This is a genomic window from Brasilonema angustatum (genome assembly GCF_059505445.1).
The window spans coordinates 126,392-142,008 of record NZ_JCACKO010000129.1; the positions used below are offsets into that span (position 1 = coordinate 126,392).

Here is a 15,617-nt window from a genome sequence, read left to right on the forward strand (position 1 = left end):
CAGAAAATTTACTAGAGTCAGTAGTAGACTCTTCCAGGCAAACAAACGTCTTTCAGTCGTTTCTTAAAAAGTTAGGTGGTTGGCTGCGTCTGATTCGGTCGTTCTTCCAAGGATTATTTAGTTTTGATCGAAGCAAAACTTAGTACGAGAAATCATAAAAAACACACTAATGACTGATGACTAATAACTTCGATTTTCCCCTGGCTTTTTATGAAACAGAACTAGGGAACAGTTTCATGAGCGAAGGATGAGTTTATTTTTTGTTAATTTTATTGTAAATATTTATTGTGAATATATTAAGTAATAAATACTAGTATCAATTAAGTATATTTTTTTGAAGTATCAGTAATTACCCAACTATAAATAGAGAAAGAAATTGAGTAGTACTGCGTCCACACTAAAATGTTGGATTGAAGTTGCAAGGGTGCAGGGGTGCAGAGGCACAAGGAATAAGAAAAACAGACTCATCAACCGATTAATTTTTAGCCAACAAATTAGACTAGACGCGATCGTAGATTAAATTTTGTTTTTGTTGATACTAGGAGAACCATCACATGACTTTACAATCACAAGCCTTTTCGTCTTTAGTGGAAACAGGTGTTGAGCTGACAGATGAGGACAAAGCTGTAGAGAAATCTCAGGGAAAGCTACGTCCAACCCTTGGAGATTTCAATAGTATTGTCTGTTTTAAGTCGGCAGTTATCGGAATAGAAAAAACTTTGGGTGAAAAGGCAGCTGCGATCGCCTTGACTGCAGCTGGGCGTCATCGCGGCAAAGATCTTGCACAAGAATTATGTTTCTCAGGATCATCCTGCTCCTTTGAGGATATTGGCTACAAACTCGAAACAGCTTTAGGTAAAGACGGTACTTGCTTGTGCATCATTAATAACGTCATAAGAGAAGACGATGTTATTCATGTTTACACTTCAGAAACCTTTTGCTCAGCGGGCGAGCCTCAAGGTTCCGAGCGTCAATGTACTTACACGCTCGGTGTTGTTTGGGGATTTGTAGAGCAAGTTCTCGGTAAGCGCTTGCAAGGTAAACACACGGAATCAGTGCTTCGTGGTAGTGATTACGATGTCTTTAAGTTTACTTTTTTGTGAGAGCTAAGAAGACTCACAGAATTTTTTTTCAAGCGCTTGTACTACAACGGGACGGACAGTTTCTCCCGCAGGGAAACCCTCCTCAGATAAGATTTACTTTATAAATGATCTCTGAGTAGGTTGGGATTAATTTTAGCGAAGCATATAACGTTTTGTCAGGGGAAAAGGAGAAGGTTAAAGGTTTTCCCCTTTTCCTTGCCCTTTTAGCGATTGCAATATAGTTCTGTTTCTTTACACCCATCTACTTAATTAATACTATTCTAGGTACAGCTTAACTATAATAGCGACAGCTGTAAAAAGTACTAAAACACCCTCGCTCACAATGGAAAGAGTTATGATTTACGTTTCCATGCTACAAGACGAACTGCAAAACTTTGTCTCAAGCAGCACTGGGGTTCAGGGTGCAATATTGTTAAGCCCTGATGGCTTAGCGTTGGCTTCTGTATTACCAGCAGGAATGGATGAAGGGCGCACTGCTGCCATGTCTGCATCTATGCTCTCGTTAGGCGAACAAATAGGATGCGAACTTGTTCGCGGTAATATTGACCGTATCTTCGTTGAAGGTGAGAAAGGCTATGGCGTGTTAGTTAGCTGTGGTGATGCAATTTTATTGGTTCTCGCTAATGCCTCTATTAAGCAAGGCTTATTATTTCTAGAAATCAAACGGGCTGTTGTTAAAATAACATCCTTAATGGGTTAAAGGTCAAGTAATGCAACCTGAATGACAAAAAGAAAGTCATGGATTATACTTAACATGATTCTGTACCCTGAACCAATCAATACCAGATTATCAGTGAAATTAGCATAAACATGAGTAAAATATGACAAAAATTATAGGAAATTTTAAGGGTAATTTCTGTCAGACAATAAATTCCACATAAACTCAACAGATAGAGGAAACGAAAAGATGATATCAAGTGAACAGACTTGTATGACTCAACAAATGAGCCGTTTGCGTCCGGAACTGGGTGATTTTAGCAGTATAATCTTTTTCAAAGCAATCCTTATTGGTATCGAAGAAACTTTGGGTGACAAAACGGCTGCGATCGCGATGATATCTGCTGGTCGTAGTCAAGGCAGAAATTTTGCTACAGATTTAAATTTAGTTGGCAATGAAACAATATTATCTGTTGAAGAAATCCACGACAAGATTAATTTAGTTCTGGGCAAAGAGGGAAATCGCTTGTGCCTGATCGAGAAGATAGAACAAGAAGGAGATATCTACAAAGTCTATGCCAAAGAAACTTTTTGCTCTGCTGGCGAAGCACAAGGATCATCACGAAACTGTACTTATACTTTAGGTGTTATTCAAGGCTTTTTGGAAGCTATTTTGAATAAGCGCTTGCACGGAAAACAAATTGAGTCTGTTTTGCGTGGTGGTACTTATGATTTGTTCCAATTTTTTGTTATATAGCTGTCGCCAACTCTATTAGGACATATAGCAAGGAACGCTTAACAGGGAACAGGGGTGTGAAAGTCTGGTGATATCCGTCGTATTTTCTCATTAGTTCATGTCCTAATCTACCTGGCAACGGCTATAGCTTACAGCGTTTTTCATCTATTTGAACCACAATCTTTCAAAGGAGCGCAAGGCATTGCGCCTCGGAGAGTGTGGTCTATTTACCCTAAAATTGCTGTAAACATAAGACAGTTATTAATTAAGGAGTCATAAATGATAAACCCCGCAGGTCTTTTGCTCAAACCCTGCGGGGTTTATCATAACCGTGGGATGAGTTAATCTTGATCAAATCTCTGCTGGTGCTGGCTTCCAGAGTTCTCCATATTGCTCCCGCAAAGTCTGCCAAGCCTCTACTTGTCCAGGTTCGTATTCTCCTGGTTTACCCCATTGTAGAAACAAACTCAAAGCTGGCTCTTGTTTGTCATCCAAAAACCGAATGGCATAGGTGGTAAAGTTACCTCGCTTGGCTTCACCCGTTTCAAATTTCACCTGCGTAATTTTATCCATATTCAAGTGAAATTCAAAACCTTCGGTGTGCATGTTGGCGTACTTGCCTTTTGGGAGTTCTGCATAAAACAGCTTTTCCACTCTACCGCGTGCTTCCAAAACAGCGGCGCTGCTTGTGACAATCAGACGTAGTGTTCCCAGAGTTTCGCAAGCTTCCAAAAATTCTTTTAGTGTTTTTGTCATTTGTCAATGAGAAGGGGTGTAAGGGTATAAGGGATATAAGGGTATAAGGGGAGCCAGTGCTGTGGGGAGCCAGTACTGCAGGAGGGTCTCCCTCCGTAGGTATCTGGCGTCCGGGTTCCCCGACTTGAGGCACAAGCGCGTTGTAGGGAATAAATCAGTGCTTGCTCTGACACCTTTGGTGCTTGCGGGGCTTTCTTGTACAAAAATATCATTCTTTCCCCCTACACCCCTACACCCTAGTTTTGGTCATTTTTTCATGACTAGGGACTATTTTTCATGTTGTTCGTATGCAGCGACTATACGCTGAACAAGGGGATGGCGGACAACATCTTTTTGAGAAAATTCGCAAAAGGCTATGCCTTCAACGTGTTTTAGAATTTGTGTAGCTACCGTTAATCCAGATTGTTGGTTGGCTGGTAAGTCGGTTTGTGTCATGTCACCTGTAATCACCATACGAGAACGGAAACCCAAACGAGTCAAAACCATTTTCATTTGAGCTGGTGTAGTATTTTGAGCTTCATCAACAATCACAAAAGCATTGTTGAGCGTCCGTCCCCGCATATAGGCTAAAGGAGCAACTTCTATGACGCCTCTTTCCATCAGTGATGGAACTTTTTCTGGATCAATAAATTCGTTGATAGCATCGTAGAGTGGACGCAAATAGGGATTGACTTTCTGCTGCAAATCTCCTGGTAAAAAACCAAGTCTTTCGCCAGCTTCGACAGCAGGACGAGTGAGAATCAGCCGTTCAAATTGGTTCGCTAGAAGTGCTTGTACAGCAACGACGACTGCGAGGAAAGTCTTACCAGTACCGGCAGGACCAGTGCAAAAAGTTAAATCTCGTTTACGTAGCGCTTCGATATACTGTCGCTGTCGGAAGGTTTTGGCGCGGACTTCCTCACTTTTACGCGTTTTAGCAATAATATCTCGCTGTAAATCTAGCAGTTCCCCTTCACGATGAGTGTCCAAGGCTTGGCGAGCTGTTAATATATCTGTACTAGAAATATTGTTGCCTTTGCCCCAAAGGTCTTCAAGCGATCGCACTAATCGATTTGCCAAGTCAACTTGCTTTTCTGTACCAGAAATATACAGTTCTTGTCCCCGCAGAACTATATTGGCTCCTGTTTGTCGTGCCAAAGTTTTGAGATTTTCTTCCCCTTCTCCTGCTAGTGCGATCGCACTTGGAAGATTCGGCAGTTCAATCGTTAAGGCACCTGCCATCATAAATTTCAAATATCCCCTTCACGCACGCTACTAAAGAACAGAATTCAATATTAAAAAAATAGTTAACAGACTTTAGTTGAACTAAACAATTTTGTTGTTTTCTTGATCTTAAGAACATTTCCCTTTGAATCGGACAAACTTCGGGAAAAGTAGAGGCGGGTGAAATCGCTGCTCTACTTTGCCTTAGTTTCATCTACAACTGCCTTTCAAACTTTAACGTTAATAGCTAGCTGGCATTGGTTAATCGCCATCACCAAAGATATGACTTTGATTTAGTAGCGACTACCTTTGCGTGCGGCTTCCGCTTTGCGCTTACGGCGCAGACTGGGTTTTTCGTATCTTTCCCGGCGTTTGACCTCGGATAAAATTCCGGCTTTTTGAATTTTCTTTTTAAAACGCCTTAATGCCGAGTCAATTGACTCATCTTCACCCAAACGGACTTCAGCCACTCCCTTGTTTCACCTCCTTACAGAGATTCTCTAAGTATCATCTAAAGACGTAGTCAACCGCTGCTTTTTATTTTCTGACTTCTGTGTGAGCGCTTTACTTAGTTTACGAGTGTTATACTCAACCGAGTAAGCGTAAGATAGTAGGAATCATGCTCGGCGCTTACACAACACCTTTGACGCCTTTGGGTAGACCGAATCTACTTTGTTTGCAACTGCGCCAAACCAAGCTATTGCTAACCGGGCTTTTTTTGAAATGCTAGCTTTTCTACTACGAACGCACTTCGGTACAAACTGTGACTTGAATTTCCTAAGTCGATAAAAGCTGCAGTTGCCTAAATACTGAGTGCTAGTATTTACATTTACTTTTTTTGTTACGGACTTGGTGTTAAACCTAGTGGGAGCGTATTCTGGCAATAGGTTTATCTTGTCCGTCTCCACGTTTTTCTCTGGGTTTTGGTGGCGGTAATCGTTCTTCCCTGTCTTCTTCAAAAGATGAGTCATCCCGATTACCAGCACTGCTGCCATAGATGTCCAGGTATACTGAGTGTCCAGCTGTTTGAGCTGCTGCAGTAATCACAGTGCGAATCGCTTGAATATTACGTCCACCTCGACCAAATACTTTTCCCTTATCTGAGCTTTCAAAGGCAATGCGAATCCAAGCACGGTTGAGGGTGTTAGACATTTCACAATCGATGCTTAAAGACTCAGGAGAATCTAAAAACGGTTGCATCAGAAACCGTACCAGTCCAACGTAGTCTGGACTGGTTGTGGGGGATTTTGTTCCGATTTTATGTTGAGGCTTTTCCACTGACCTGTTCAAAGACATTAGCTTTTTGCAGGATGTGACGTACGGTATCAGTCGGTTGAGCGCCTTGTTGTAGTCGCTTGACGATTCCGGGAACATCCAGTCGTACTTCATCAGTTCTGGGGTTATAAAAACCCAGTTCTTCCAACGGACGACCATCGCGGCGAGCGAGGTTGTTGATTGCGATTATGCGGTAACTTGGTTCTCGCTTTTTACCGTATCGCTTCAGGCGCAGTTTTATCATGGTTAAGAAATCATTCTCCTGTTTCTAGGAATCTGTTTGCAGTTAGTTTATTGGGAAGTTAGATGAGCGTGAAGTTTTCTGAAGGCAGTTCCAAGGGGAATATTATTCCTGTTGAAAGCCGTCCCATTGGGTAGGCAGTTTAACTTCTGGTGCTAAAATGCCTATTTTAGCACTTGCCAAGTGTTAGGTGTTAGTCGCTGTTTGTTATTTATGAATTGCGACTAATCACCCCTGAGTGGCTAAAGCGTACCGAAGCCTTTCTTCTTTTTGTCTTTCTTCGGCTTCTTTTTCGAGCCAGCGCCGCTATTATAACCCCGCCAACCAGGGGCAGCTGGACTGTTACCAGCAGCCGGACCACCCATTCCACCAAACATTCCTGGCATACCAGCGAACTGCCCTTGACCCATTTGCTGCATCATATTGCGCATTCTTTGGAAGTCACTGACCAGTTTACTAACGTCTGTCTCTTTATAACCCGCTCCATTCGCAATGCGTCGCCGTCTACTAGGAGAACTTGCCAACAAATCTGGGTTCTGGCGCTCTTGACGCGTCATGGAATTAATCATCGCTTCACAGCGCTTAAGCTGGGTTTCTCCGTGCTTAAGTTGGTCATCTGTTAGCTTGTTCATCCCAGGGATGAGCTTAATTATACCACCCAGTGAACCCATGTTCTTGAGCAGGCGCATTTGCTTGAGAAAATCAGTAAAATCGAAGTTCGCTGACAGGATTTTCTCCTGCATTTTCTCAGCATCCGCAAGGTCAATTTCTTCCTGAGCCTTTTCTACCAAAGTTAGAACGTCGCCCATGCCCAAAATGCGCGATGCCATACGGTCAGGATAAAACGGTTGTAAAGCTTCAACCTTTTCACCCACACCGACAAACTTAATGGGTGCTCCTGAGATATGCCGCACAGAAAGTGCTGCCCCACCCCGGCTATCGCCATCCAACTTGGTAAGAATTGCACCAGTAATCCCAATTTTTTCGTGGAAAGTACGGGTGAGATTGGCGGCTTCTTGACCCGTCATGGAGTCTACCACCAAAAGAGTTTCATTGGGTTGGACTGTTTCTTTGATGCGGGCTAATTCCGCCATCATGTCTTGGTCAATTTGTAAGCGACCAGCAGTATCAATAATAACTGTGTCAACCCCTTCTGCTTTGGCGCGTTCCACGCCCTGCCGTGCAATCTCAACTGGATCAGCATCAGATCCTAGTTCAAACACTGGCACGTCAATTTGCTTACCAAGTGTGATCAATTGGTCAATCGCTGCTGGACGATACACGTCCGTCGCGACCATTAAGCAGCTGCGTTCTAACTTACGTAGATGCAAGGCTAACTTGGCAGTAGCAGTCGTTTTCCCAGTACCCTGCAACCCTGCCATCAGGACAATTGTGGGAGAGTGATCAGCTTGTGCTAAAGGAACGTTCTCTTCCCCCATCACCTGCACGAGTTCATCGTGGACAATCTTGATGAACTGTTGGTCAGGTCGGACGCCAGTAATAACTTCCGCTCCCAGCGCCTTGGTTTCAACTTCGGTGACAAAATCTTTAACTACCTGGAGATTAACATCCGCTTCTAACAGCGCACGACGCACTTCGCGCAAAGCATCTTGAATATTCGATTCGGAGATTTTGTCCTGACCCCGGAGTTTCTTCCAGGCACCTTCTAAACGGTCAGCTAGTGCTTCAAACATAATCAGTTAAGTTACAGGTAGTTAGTCAGCAGAGTTTTCATGCCATATATACAGCTTAGTGTTTTTTCAGTTCGACTGTATTGGAATACAGTCAGAAGCGCTACAAATACAGTGAACAGTAAACAGTGAACAGAGGAAGCGATTTCTTGACCCCCCTTAACTTGGTAACTGATAACTGATAACTGATAACTGTTTTAAGAAGGGCGTGTCATCGCGCCCCCTTAAGCGTTGACAACCAACGGTGAGTGAATTTCACCCAGGAGTACTTCTTGACGCGCTCCGGTTGCGCTTGGTAAGTTGCCAGGAGTGCCCATAGAGCGCCAGTATGCCAAAACTGCAAACGCGATCGCTTCTTTGAAATCAGCACTCAAGCCAACTTCATCTGTGGTAACAACTGGCACAGATTCTAATAGCACCTGTAACCGATCCTTGAGATAGAGATTGCGACTACCTCCGCCACACAAGAGCACTCGCTGTGGCATTTGCGGTAAAAAAGTCCGGTAACTATGAACAATTGAAGCTGCGGTGAGTTCCGTAAGCGTCGCCAGCAAGTCGGCTGGACTGAGTTGGTAAGCTTCGGCGTCTTGTAAACATTGATGCAGGTAATCAACACCAAATAATTCTCGACCTGTGGATTTGGGTGGTGGTAGATGAAAGTAATCTTGGCTTAGCCAGTGCTCTACTAAGGGAAAACAAGGAGTACCACTCGCTGCCCAAGAGCCATTTTCATCGTAAGTTTTCGCACCATCCGTTAAATGCTCCACCGCCAGATCCAAAAGACTATTTCCTGGTCCTGTGTCCCAGGCACGAATTTTTTCTAGCCAGTTGTCACGACGGAGTGGTATATAAGTAACATTACCAATACCACCAATATTTTGAATACAACGTGCTTCTTGAGGATGACTGAGCAAAGCCGCATCAATTCGTGGTACAAGGGGTGCACCATGACCACCAGCTGCAATATCTGCTACACGTAGATTCGAGACTGTTGTTATACCTGTTTGATTGGCAATTGATTCACCACGTCCAAGTTGCAAACTATACCCGATTGGTGTGATAGGTTGTGATGGAGGTTTATGATATACTGTTTGACCATGAGAACCAATTAAAGTGGGTTTTTCGTGACCAATTTGGATATTTCGTGCGGCTTGGGCAAAAGTACAGGCGATCGCATCATCCAATTGAGCCAATTGGGCCATCGAAATAGCTGTCCCTGCACAAACCGCTAAAATGCGTTCTCTCAAATCTGGTGGATAGGGATATGTTGCACCAGCCACCAACTCAATTTTGATATCCAAATCTGTACCAGAAATATCTACTAAGGCAGCGTCTATACCATCTACAGATGTGCCACTTATTAAACCAATTACAAAAGTCATTTAATTTTAACCGCTGATGTTGACTCCCTCTGGGCAGCTTCCCGGAGGATACGCAGATAATTAGCGGTTACTATTTTAAATTAATCCATCGCTCAACGACTGGGAGTATTACTTTTCTCAGCGGAAATAATATGTAAATCAACGTTTTTCAGTAATCGTAGTAATTTATGGGTTAAAGCGCCTTTCAAGAGAATTTGCCAGCGCGATCGCTGAGTTGCCCCGATAACAATTTGAGTGATATGGTATTGTTCAGCAACTTCTGCGATCGCCTTGGCTATATCAGTGCCAGTGGTACGAATGAATGTACCATCAAATTCTTTGCAAAGTTTTTCACAAGTTTCGATGTACAAACTTTCCTCCTTGGTCAGGAAGCGGTCTGGATGAGAAATATATATGGTAAATAGAGGAGCACTCATATAACTCGCAATTCTCGCCCCCCGACGTAACAGTTGGATTGAGTTGGGATAGGTGGATACGCACACCAAAACTCGCTCGTGAATATTACAGAATTCACCTTGCGGGGTGGAAGCTAGGGCATCTTCCTCAACGTTATCTGCTACTTCCCGCAGTGCTAATTCTCGTAAGGCAATCAGATTGCGGCGTTGGAAAAAGTTATCCAGTGATTGTTGAATTTTTTGCGGCGCGTAGATTTTGCCTTCTAACAACCGTTCTTGCAGTGTTTCTGGTGTAACATCTATTACTACTACCTCCGAAGCTTCTTCTAAAATACGGTCAGGAACGCGTTCTCGCACGACCACACCAGTAATCCGTGCTACCAAGTCATTGAGACTCTCCAAATGCTGAATATTCATTGTGGAGTAGACATCAATACCTGCTGCCAAAATTACTTCTACATCTTGGTAGCGTTTTTCTCGTAGGGAACCTGGGACATTTGTATGTGCCAGTTCATCAATCAACGCCAGCTGAGGTAAGCGAGCAATGATTGCATTCGTATCCATTTCTGTTAGAGTTAACCCACCGCGAGGAATTTCCTTACGGGGTATTATTTCTAACCCGTTTGCCTTTTGCCCTGTTTCTTTGCGTCCGTGAGTTTCTAAAAGCCCAATAACAACATCAATTCCTTCGTCTTTGAGTGCATGAGCCTCTTCTAGCATCCGGTAGGTTTTGCCTACTCCGGGTGCCATACCTATATAAATTTTATGCTTACCTCGTCTTGCTGGACTTATGCCAGCAGGAAAGGGTGTAGGCATAGCCCAGGCTTGTTGTGTTTGAGTATTATCAAACATCTGTGTATGATGAATCCTGAGAGTATTTAGAAGTCAAAAATTAAAAGTCAAAAAACTAATAGCCTAAAAATAATTTAGGAGTCAGGAGAAATATAATTAATGTTTGTTGATTTTTTTATTCTGAATACTGAATACTGAATTCTGTCTCCTCCTCATGACTTATTTATTCTGTTGACGGTTAAACTCATCTAAAAAGTCCAAAGCATTATTCAATTTTAGAACATTAACTCCTGGCTCACCAAAAATACCTAAAAATCTTCCCTCTGTATACTTATTTATAAAAGGAAGTATCTCATCTCGTTTAAGTTTACGGGCACGAGCCACTCTATCCAACTGCTCCCGTACTGCTTTGATAGAGATATGCGGATCTAAACCGGAACCAGATGTGTAAATTAAGTCAGCAATAGGTTGAATGTCTTCGTCTTTCAGTAGATTTGCTTGTTCTACAATTCGCTTTAGCAATTGTGGACTGCTAGGAGCGAGATTGCTAGCTCCAGAAACTCCAGTAGGATTGCCTTGTTTTCCTTGGCTATATCTAATTGTACTAGGACGACCGTGAAAATACTGGTCAGATTTGAATTGTTGACCAATCAAAGCTGAACCGATGATTTCTCCTTTGATATTTGGTATGATGCTACCTTCAGCTTTGCCCTTAAGGAAGGGAACTTGAGCGACGAAAAGTATGAATAAAGGATAGATAATTGCCGTTAATAACCATAAGACGAAGGTGATACGAATTGCTTTACTAATTTCTTTATAAATAGACATATCAAACTACAACGGCCTCAGAAATTTACTGTTATGAGTAAAAAAAATGTGTCGGAATCGGGTTTGGTTTATGAATTTACTAGTTGAGCTAGGGAACAGGGAACGCTTAACAGGGAACAGGGAACGCTTAACAGGAAACAGAAACTATACCTAGTTTCGCAAAAATCAAAGAAGAATTCTAGATTACCTAATTAAAAACGTTCTGGCTGAAAAACGACAACAAACAAGTAAATGACAACTGCCTAGTGTTACTAATCCCAAAACACCAATTTTCCAAGCAGAAAAGCGTTCCAAAGTGCTGTCAACAGAATACACTGTAGGGGCAATCACCAAATTAAGGCACAGCAGACAACAATAGCGAAAGGCAACTTTTGAGAGCGCGATGCTCCCAAAGGGAGCCGCCCAAAGGACGATAAGCCAAAGGCTTGACGCTACGCGTATCGCAACCAAATAAAAGAAATTGCCTCAGCCACGTTTGTAAAAAAAAACTTACTGGATAGATGATTTTTTTGAGCATTTTTCTCCCCTTTTTCTGCGCTTAGTACGATTTTTTTTCTAAGCCAACCCCGCCAGAGTAATCAACACGTCAATCAATTTAATTGCGATAAACGGCGCAATCACACCTCCCAAACCATACATAAAAATATTTTGTTGTAAAAGCTGATTAGCCGTCAAAGGTTTAAATTTTACACCTGTTAGTGCCAAAGGAATCAAAGCTGGAATAATCAAAGCATTGTAAATCAAAGCCGACAGTACAGCAGAATTGGTACTCGTTAACTTCATGATATTTAAACTTCCCAAATTAACTGAGGTAAACAACACTGGGATAATTGCAAAATACTTGGCAATATCATTGGCAATAGAAAACGTTGTCAAAGCACCGCGAGTAATCAGCAGTTGTTTTCCAATAGCAATAATATCAATCAGCTTTGTGGGATCAGAGTCCAAATCCACCATATTGGCTGCTTCTTTTGCTGCCTGAGTACCAGTATTCATTGCTACTCCGACATTTGCTTGCGCTAGTGCGGGTGCATCGTTAGTACCGTCACCCGTCATCGCCACCAGTTTGCCCGCCGCTTGTTCGCGCTTAATCACAGAGATTTTATCTTCTGGGGTGGCTTCGGCAATAAAGTCATCGACTCCAGCTTCCCCCGCAATCACAGACGCGGTAATGCGGTTGTCTCCAGTCAGCATGACGGTACGCACTCCCATTCGTCGCAACTGCTCAAAACGTTCACGGATACCTGGTTTGATAATATCCTTAAGATAAATGACGCCGTAAATTTCACTATCAAGGGCTACTGCTAAGGGTGTCCCTCCCAGTTTTGAAATTTTTTCATATGCTGCATCGAGTACCGGCGTTGGCGTATCTTGTTGATTGCGAGAACGGACAAATCCCTTAATTGCCGACACTGCACCCTTACGCACTTGGCTACCATTGGGTAAGTTTGTGCCACTCATACGAGTTTTTGCTGAAAACTCTATAGCTTCAGCCCTGTTGCGGTCAAAATCAATGGTAGCCCCTAATTTTTCTGCCAGTCGAACAATTGATTTCCCTTCTGGCGTATCGTCAAAAATACTTGCTGCTAAAGCAACATTGGCAACTTGCTCTATGGAATACCTGTTGATGGGGATAAACCCTTCTGCCAAACGATTACCAAGAGTGATTGTACCTGTTTTATCAAGCACCAAAGTATTGACATCACCGCACGCTTCTACTGCTCGTCCTGATGTGGCAATAACGTTAAACTGGGCAACTCGATCCATACCAGCAATGCCGATCGCACTCAGTAATCCCCCAATTGTTGTGGGAATTAAAGCAACTAACAAGGCAACTAATATTACCACACTAACTGGACTTCCAACATAGCTGGCGATCGCAGGCAAAGTTACCACAACAAATAGAAACACCAAGGTTAGAACTGCTAGTAACACCGTCAGAGCAATCTCATTCGGTGTTTTTGTGCGTTCTGCCCCTTCCACCAAAGCAATCATGCGGTCAATAAACCCCTTGCCTGGATCTGCGGTGATCCGGATGATCAGTTCATCAGAAAGAATTCGCGTACCACCAGTTACGGAACTAGCCACATCTGAGCCTGTTTCCTTCAGGACGAGCGCAGATTCCCCAGTAATTGCAGACTCATCCACACTGGCTACACCCATAATCACTTCCCCATCAGCGGGGATCACATCACCAGCAGCCACATACACCGTATCGCCTGTCCGCAAGCTGGTGGAAGAAACTTCACTGACTGAACCATCAGAGAGAAGTTTTTTGGCAATTGTTTCTGACTTGGTTGTCCTTAAAGCATCAGCTTGCGCTTTACCCCGTCCCTCTGCGACAGCTTCCGCAAAGTTGGCAAATAAAACGGTGAAGAACAAAATTCCTGTAATCAATCCGTTGAAAAGTTGTAGATTCTTGCCTGGAACTGGACCAAACAAATAAGGGTTGATAGTAGCTACTAGGGTGATAATTGTACCAACCCAAACCAAGAACATTACCGGGTTTTTAATCGCGTTTTTAGGATTGAGCTTGACAAAAGCATCTTTGATCGCTCTGAGGTAAAGTCCTCTAGTGCTGACTTGCGATTGTTTACGTGCTTGGCGGCGATCGCTTTTGCGAGGAGAATAAGAAGGTTTGGGTGAAGGATTTGTGGATTCCATAATCAGCAATTCGCTCATTCGCTCATTAAAAAGCGGACACTTTGCTCAAGTCGGAGAACCCAATGCGAACGAGTGTCCTTTCAAAATTCAAAGTATGGCACGCAGGTGCCAGGCTACGCTATCAAAACCAGCGCTTGCTACAAGATTATTTGATGCGGCTGGCAAGTTTAATACTTTCGGCGATCGGTCCTAAAGCTAAAACGGGGAAGAATGTCAACACACCTAAAATCAAAATGACTCCAGCTGTAATGGCAGTAAATAATGTAGAGTCGGTTCTGAGGGTGCCTGGAGTTTCGGGTACTGGTTGTTTGCCTGCCATGCTTTGCGCTAAAAGCAAAATGCCAATAATTGGTATGTATCTTCCGATCAGAAGGCTAAAACAAGTACTTAAGTTCCACCACAAAGTGCTATTTCCCAATCCCTGCAAGCCAGAACCATTGTTAGCACTAGCTGAGGCGTATTCGTAAATCACTCGGGAGATATTGTGAAATTCGGGGGATTTCGTATATCCCGGCGGTGGAATGAAAAATGCTAAGGTATTTGGAAATGCTAGGCTAATGGCACTGGGAATCAATACAGCAATTGGGTGAACCAGCAGCACAACACTGGCAAGGACAATTTCTTTTTTTTCAATTTTGCGTCCTAAAAACTCTGGAGTCCGTCCCACCATCAGTCCTGTAAGAAATACGGTGAGAATTGAATAAATAAATAAGTAAGCGGTTCCAGTTCCTTGTCCGCCCCAAACTATCTGTAAAAACATATTCAACAAGGTGGAAAAAAGTCCTTGAGGCATCAAGGAATCATGCATCCCGTTTACAGAACCAGTCATAGTTCCAGTTGTCGTTATTGCCCACAACGCCGTTTGTGCCCAGCCAAACCGGAGTTCCTTCCCCTCTAAATTAGGGAAATCTAATCCCAAGGCATTATCAATAATGGGATTTCCTTGATACTCACCAATCGCTGTCACACAAATCAAAACTCCATAGATGGCAAATACCATCCAATAAAGTAGCTTTGCTTGCTTGGCGTTATTGGCAAAAATGCCATAGGTGTGGATCAACGCCGCTGGTATGCAAATCATGGCGATGATTTCTATGAGGTTAGAAATGCTATTGGGATTTTCAAACGGATGAGCAGAATTGGCACCAAAAAAACCACCACCATTCTCTCCCAATTGTTTGATGATTTCAAAAGAAGCAACAGGACCTCTGGCTATATACTGCGTTGCTCCTTCCAATGTTGTCAATTTCAAAGATCCATCTAACGTTTGTGGTACGCCCAGAACTAGTAGTGCGATCGCACCTACAATCGAAATTGGCAGCAATATGCGCGTTATAGAACGGGTAAGATCAACGTAAAAATTTCCCAATGGTCTACCTGTCAAACCTCTGATGAATGCGATTCCCACTGCTAACCCAGTTGCAGCTGAAGTAAACATCAAAAAAGTTAAAGCTGCTGTTTGGCTAAAATAACTTAAGGTTGTCTCACCAGAGTAGTGTTGCTGGTCGGTGTTTGTTAAAAATGAAATGGTCGTGTGCAGCGTGATGTCCCATTTAGGAGCTGCTAATCCCAGAGGATTCCAAGGTAAGAATTTTTGAAGACATATAAGCACAAACACCATAACACCCATGAGCATGTTGCTGCAAAGTACTGCTCTGGCATACTGCCAACCCATCATGTTATCTCTTGTGGGTATACCTGCCAATTTATAAATCATTCCCTCTACAGGGTTCATTATTAAGTCCAGCAGCGTTTTTTTTTCCAAAAACACACGCGCTATGTATCTGCCCAATAGTGGAGTGATTGCTATTACAATACACAACGTTACCCCAATTTGAAAAAATCCTTGTCCCATTTACCTAGCCAAAATTGTAGATAGATCTTGTTAAAATCT

Annotated in this window: 14 protein-coding genes; 3 read left to right on the plus strand and 11 right to left on the minus strand. The window is 43.0% G+C overall.

Translation table 11 applies throughout. The features are described from left to right. Window positions 1-554: 554 nt before the first annotated feature. The 3 genes from AC5JM2_RS22495 (at window position 555) to AC5JM2_RS22505 (ending at window position 2,517) form a co-directional block, all read left to right on the plus strand. Complete coding sequence (locus tag AC5JM2_RS22495; protein ID WP_495837045.1) at window positions 555-1,103, plus strand: hydrocarbon-binding protein; 549 nt, start codon at window positions 555-557, stop codon at window positions 1,101-1,103. Between the two features lie 334 nt (window positions 1,104-1,437). Further along, complete coding sequence (locus AC5JM2_RS22500) at window positions 1,438-1,803, plus strand: roadblock/LC7 domain-containing protein (protein WP_495837046.1); 366 nt, start codon at window positions 1,438-1,440, stop codon at window positions 1,801-1,803. 207 nt (window positions 1,804-2,010) lie between these two features. Continuing rightward, window positions 2,011-2,517 (plus strand): hydrocarbon-binding protein, encoded by a 507-nt coding sequence (locus AC5JM2_RS22505; RefSeq protein ID WP_495837047.1) that lies wholly within the window; start codon window positions 2,011-2,013, stop codon window positions 2,515-2,517. Window positions 2,518-2,847: 330 nt separating this feature from the next. Here AC5JM2_RS22505 and AC5JM2_RS22510 read toward each other — a convergent pair whose 3' ends face one another. The 11 genes from AC5JM2_RS22510 to kdpA form a co-directional block, all read right to left on the minus strand. Further along, window positions 2,848-3,252 carry a ChuX/HutX family heme-like substrate-binding protein gene (locus AC5JM2_RS22510; protein ID WP_210617663.1) on the minus strand — a complete coding sequence of 135 codons (405 nt, stop codon included), beginning with the start codon at window positions 3,250-3,252 and terminating at the stop codon, window positions 2,848-2,850. Between the two features lie 267 nt (window positions 3,253-3,519). Next, window positions 3,520-4,473 carry a PhoH family protein gene (locus AC5JM2_RS22515; protein WP_495837088.1) on the minus strand — a complete coding sequence of 318 codons (954 nt, stop codon included), beginning with the start codon at window positions 4,471-4,473 and terminating at the stop codon, window positions 3,520-3,522. 275 nt (window positions 4,474-4,748) lie between these two features. Beyond that, the gene (rpsU, locus tag AC5JM2_RS22520) at window positions 4,749-4,925 is read right to left on the minus strand and encodes a 30S ribosomal protein S21 (protein ID WP_495837048.1); all 177 of its coding nucleotides are present in this window, start codon (window positions 4,923-4,925) and stop codon (window positions 4,749-4,751) included. 391 nt (window positions 4,926-5,316) lie between these two features. Then, a complete protein-coding gene (locus AC5JM2_RS22525; protein ID WP_495837049.1) occupies window positions 5,317-5,751 on the minus strand; it encodes a KH domain-containing protein in 435 nt (144 codons plus the stop codon). Then, window positions 5,714-5,974: a 30S ribosomal protein S16 gene (gene rpsP, locus AC5JM2_RS22530; protein WP_495837050.1), complete on the minus strand. Its 261-nt coding sequence runs from the start codon at window positions 5,972-5,974 to the stop codon at window positions 5,714-5,716. Before rpsP ends, AC5JM2_RS22525 begins: the two co-directional genes overlap by 38 nt. Window positions 5,975-6,213: 239 nt before the next feature. After that, the gene (gene ffh / locus AC5JM2_RS22535; RefSeq protein ID WP_495837051.1) at window positions 6,214-7,665 is read right to left on the minus strand and encodes a signal recognition particle protein; all 1,452 of its coding nucleotides are present in this window, start codon (window positions 7,663-7,665) and stop codon (window positions 6,214-6,216) included. 221 nt (window positions 7,666-7,886) lie between these two features. Next, on the minus strand, window positions 7,887-9,044 hold the full coding sequence (locus AC5JM2_RS22540; protein ID WP_495837052.1) for an anhydro-N-acetylmuramic acid kinase: 1,158 nt from the start codon (window positions 9,042-9,044) through the stop codon (window positions 7,887-7,889). Between the two features lie 92 nt (window positions 9,045-9,136). Next, window positions 9,137-10,291, minus strand: coding sequence for a sensor histidine kinase KdpD (locus AC5JM2_RS22545; RefSeq protein WP_495837053.1), 1,155 nt, complete (start codon window positions 10,289-10,291; stop codon window positions 9,137-9,139). A gap of 159 nt (window positions 10,292-10,450) precedes the next feature. Further along, window positions 10,451-11,059, minus strand: coding sequence for a K(+)-transporting ATPase subunit C (kdpC, locus tag AC5JM2_RS22550; protein WP_495837054.1), 609 nt, complete (start codon window positions 11,057-11,059; stop codon window positions 10,451-10,453). Window positions 11,060-11,614: 555 nt separating this feature from the next. After that, window positions 11,615-13,723, minus strand: coding sequence for a potassium-transporting ATPase subunit KdpB (gene kdpB / locus AC5JM2_RS22555; RefSeq protein WP_495837089.1), 2,109 nt, complete (start codon window positions 13,721-13,723; stop codon window positions 11,615-11,617). Window positions 13,724-13,868: 145 nt separating this feature from the next. Further along, on the minus strand, window positions 13,869-15,578 hold the full coding sequence (kdpA, locus tag AC5JM2_RS22560) for a potassium-transporting ATPase subunit KdpA (RefSeq protein ID WP_495837055.1): 1,710 nt from the start codon (window positions 15,576-15,578) through the stop codon (window positions 13,869-13,871). Window positions 15,579-15,617: the final 39 nt, after the last annotated feature.

Excerpts from the sequence above, each read along its gene's own strand:
- AC5JM2_RS22495 (WP_495837045.1), top strand. The coding sequence starts at position 555 with ATGACTTTACAATCACAAGCCTTTTCGTCTTTAGTGGAAACAGGTGTT.
- AC5JM2_RS22500 (WP_495837046.1), top strand. The coding sequence starts at position 1,438 with ATGATTTACGTTTCCATGCTACAAGACGAACTGCAAAACTTTGTCTCA.
- AC5JM2_RS22505 (WP_495837047.1), top strand. The coding sequence starts at position 2,011 with ATGATATCAAGTGAACAGACTTGTATGACTCAACAAATGAGCCGTTTG.
- AC5JM2_RS22510 (WP_210617663.1), bottom strand. The coding sequence starts at position 3,252 with ATGACAAAAACACTAAAAGAATTTTTGGAAGCTTGCGAAACTCTGGGA.
- AC5JM2_RS22515 (WP_495837088.1), bottom strand. The coding sequence starts at position 4,473 with ATGGCAGGTGCCTTAACGATTGAACTGCCGAATCTTCCAAGTGCGATC.
- AC5JM2_RS22525 (WP_495837049.1), bottom strand. The coding sequence starts at position 5,751 with ATGTCTTTGAACAGGTCAGTGGAAAAGCCTCAACATAAAATCGGAACA.
- rpsP (WP_495837050.1), bottom strand. The coding sequence starts at position 5,974 with ATGATAAAACTGCGCCTGAAGCGATACGGTAAAAAGCGAGAACCAAGT.
- ffh (WP_495837051.1), bottom strand. The coding sequence starts at position 7,665 with ATGTTTGAAGCACTAGCTGACCGTTTAGAAGGTGCCTGGAAGAAACTC.
- AC5JM2_RS22540 (WP_495837052.1), bottom strand. The coding sequence starts at position 9,044 with ATGACTTTTGTAATTGGTTTAATAAGTGGCACATCTGTAGATGGTATA.
- AC5JM2_RS22545 (WP_495837053.1), bottom strand. The coding sequence starts at position 10,291 with ATGTTTGATAATACTCAAACACAACAAGCCTGGGCTATGCCTACACCC.
- kdpC (WP_495837054.1), bottom strand. The coding sequence starts at position 11,059 with ATGTCTATTTATAAAGAAATTAGTAAAGCAATTCGTATCACCTTCGTC.
- kdpB (WP_495837089.1), bottom strand. The coding sequence starts at position 13,723 with ATGGAATCCACAAATCCTTCACCCAAACCTTCTTATTCTCCTCGCAAA.
- kdpA (WP_495837055.1), bottom strand. The coding sequence starts at position 15,578 with ATGGGACAAGGATTTTTTCAAATTGGGGTAACGTTGTGTATTGTAATA.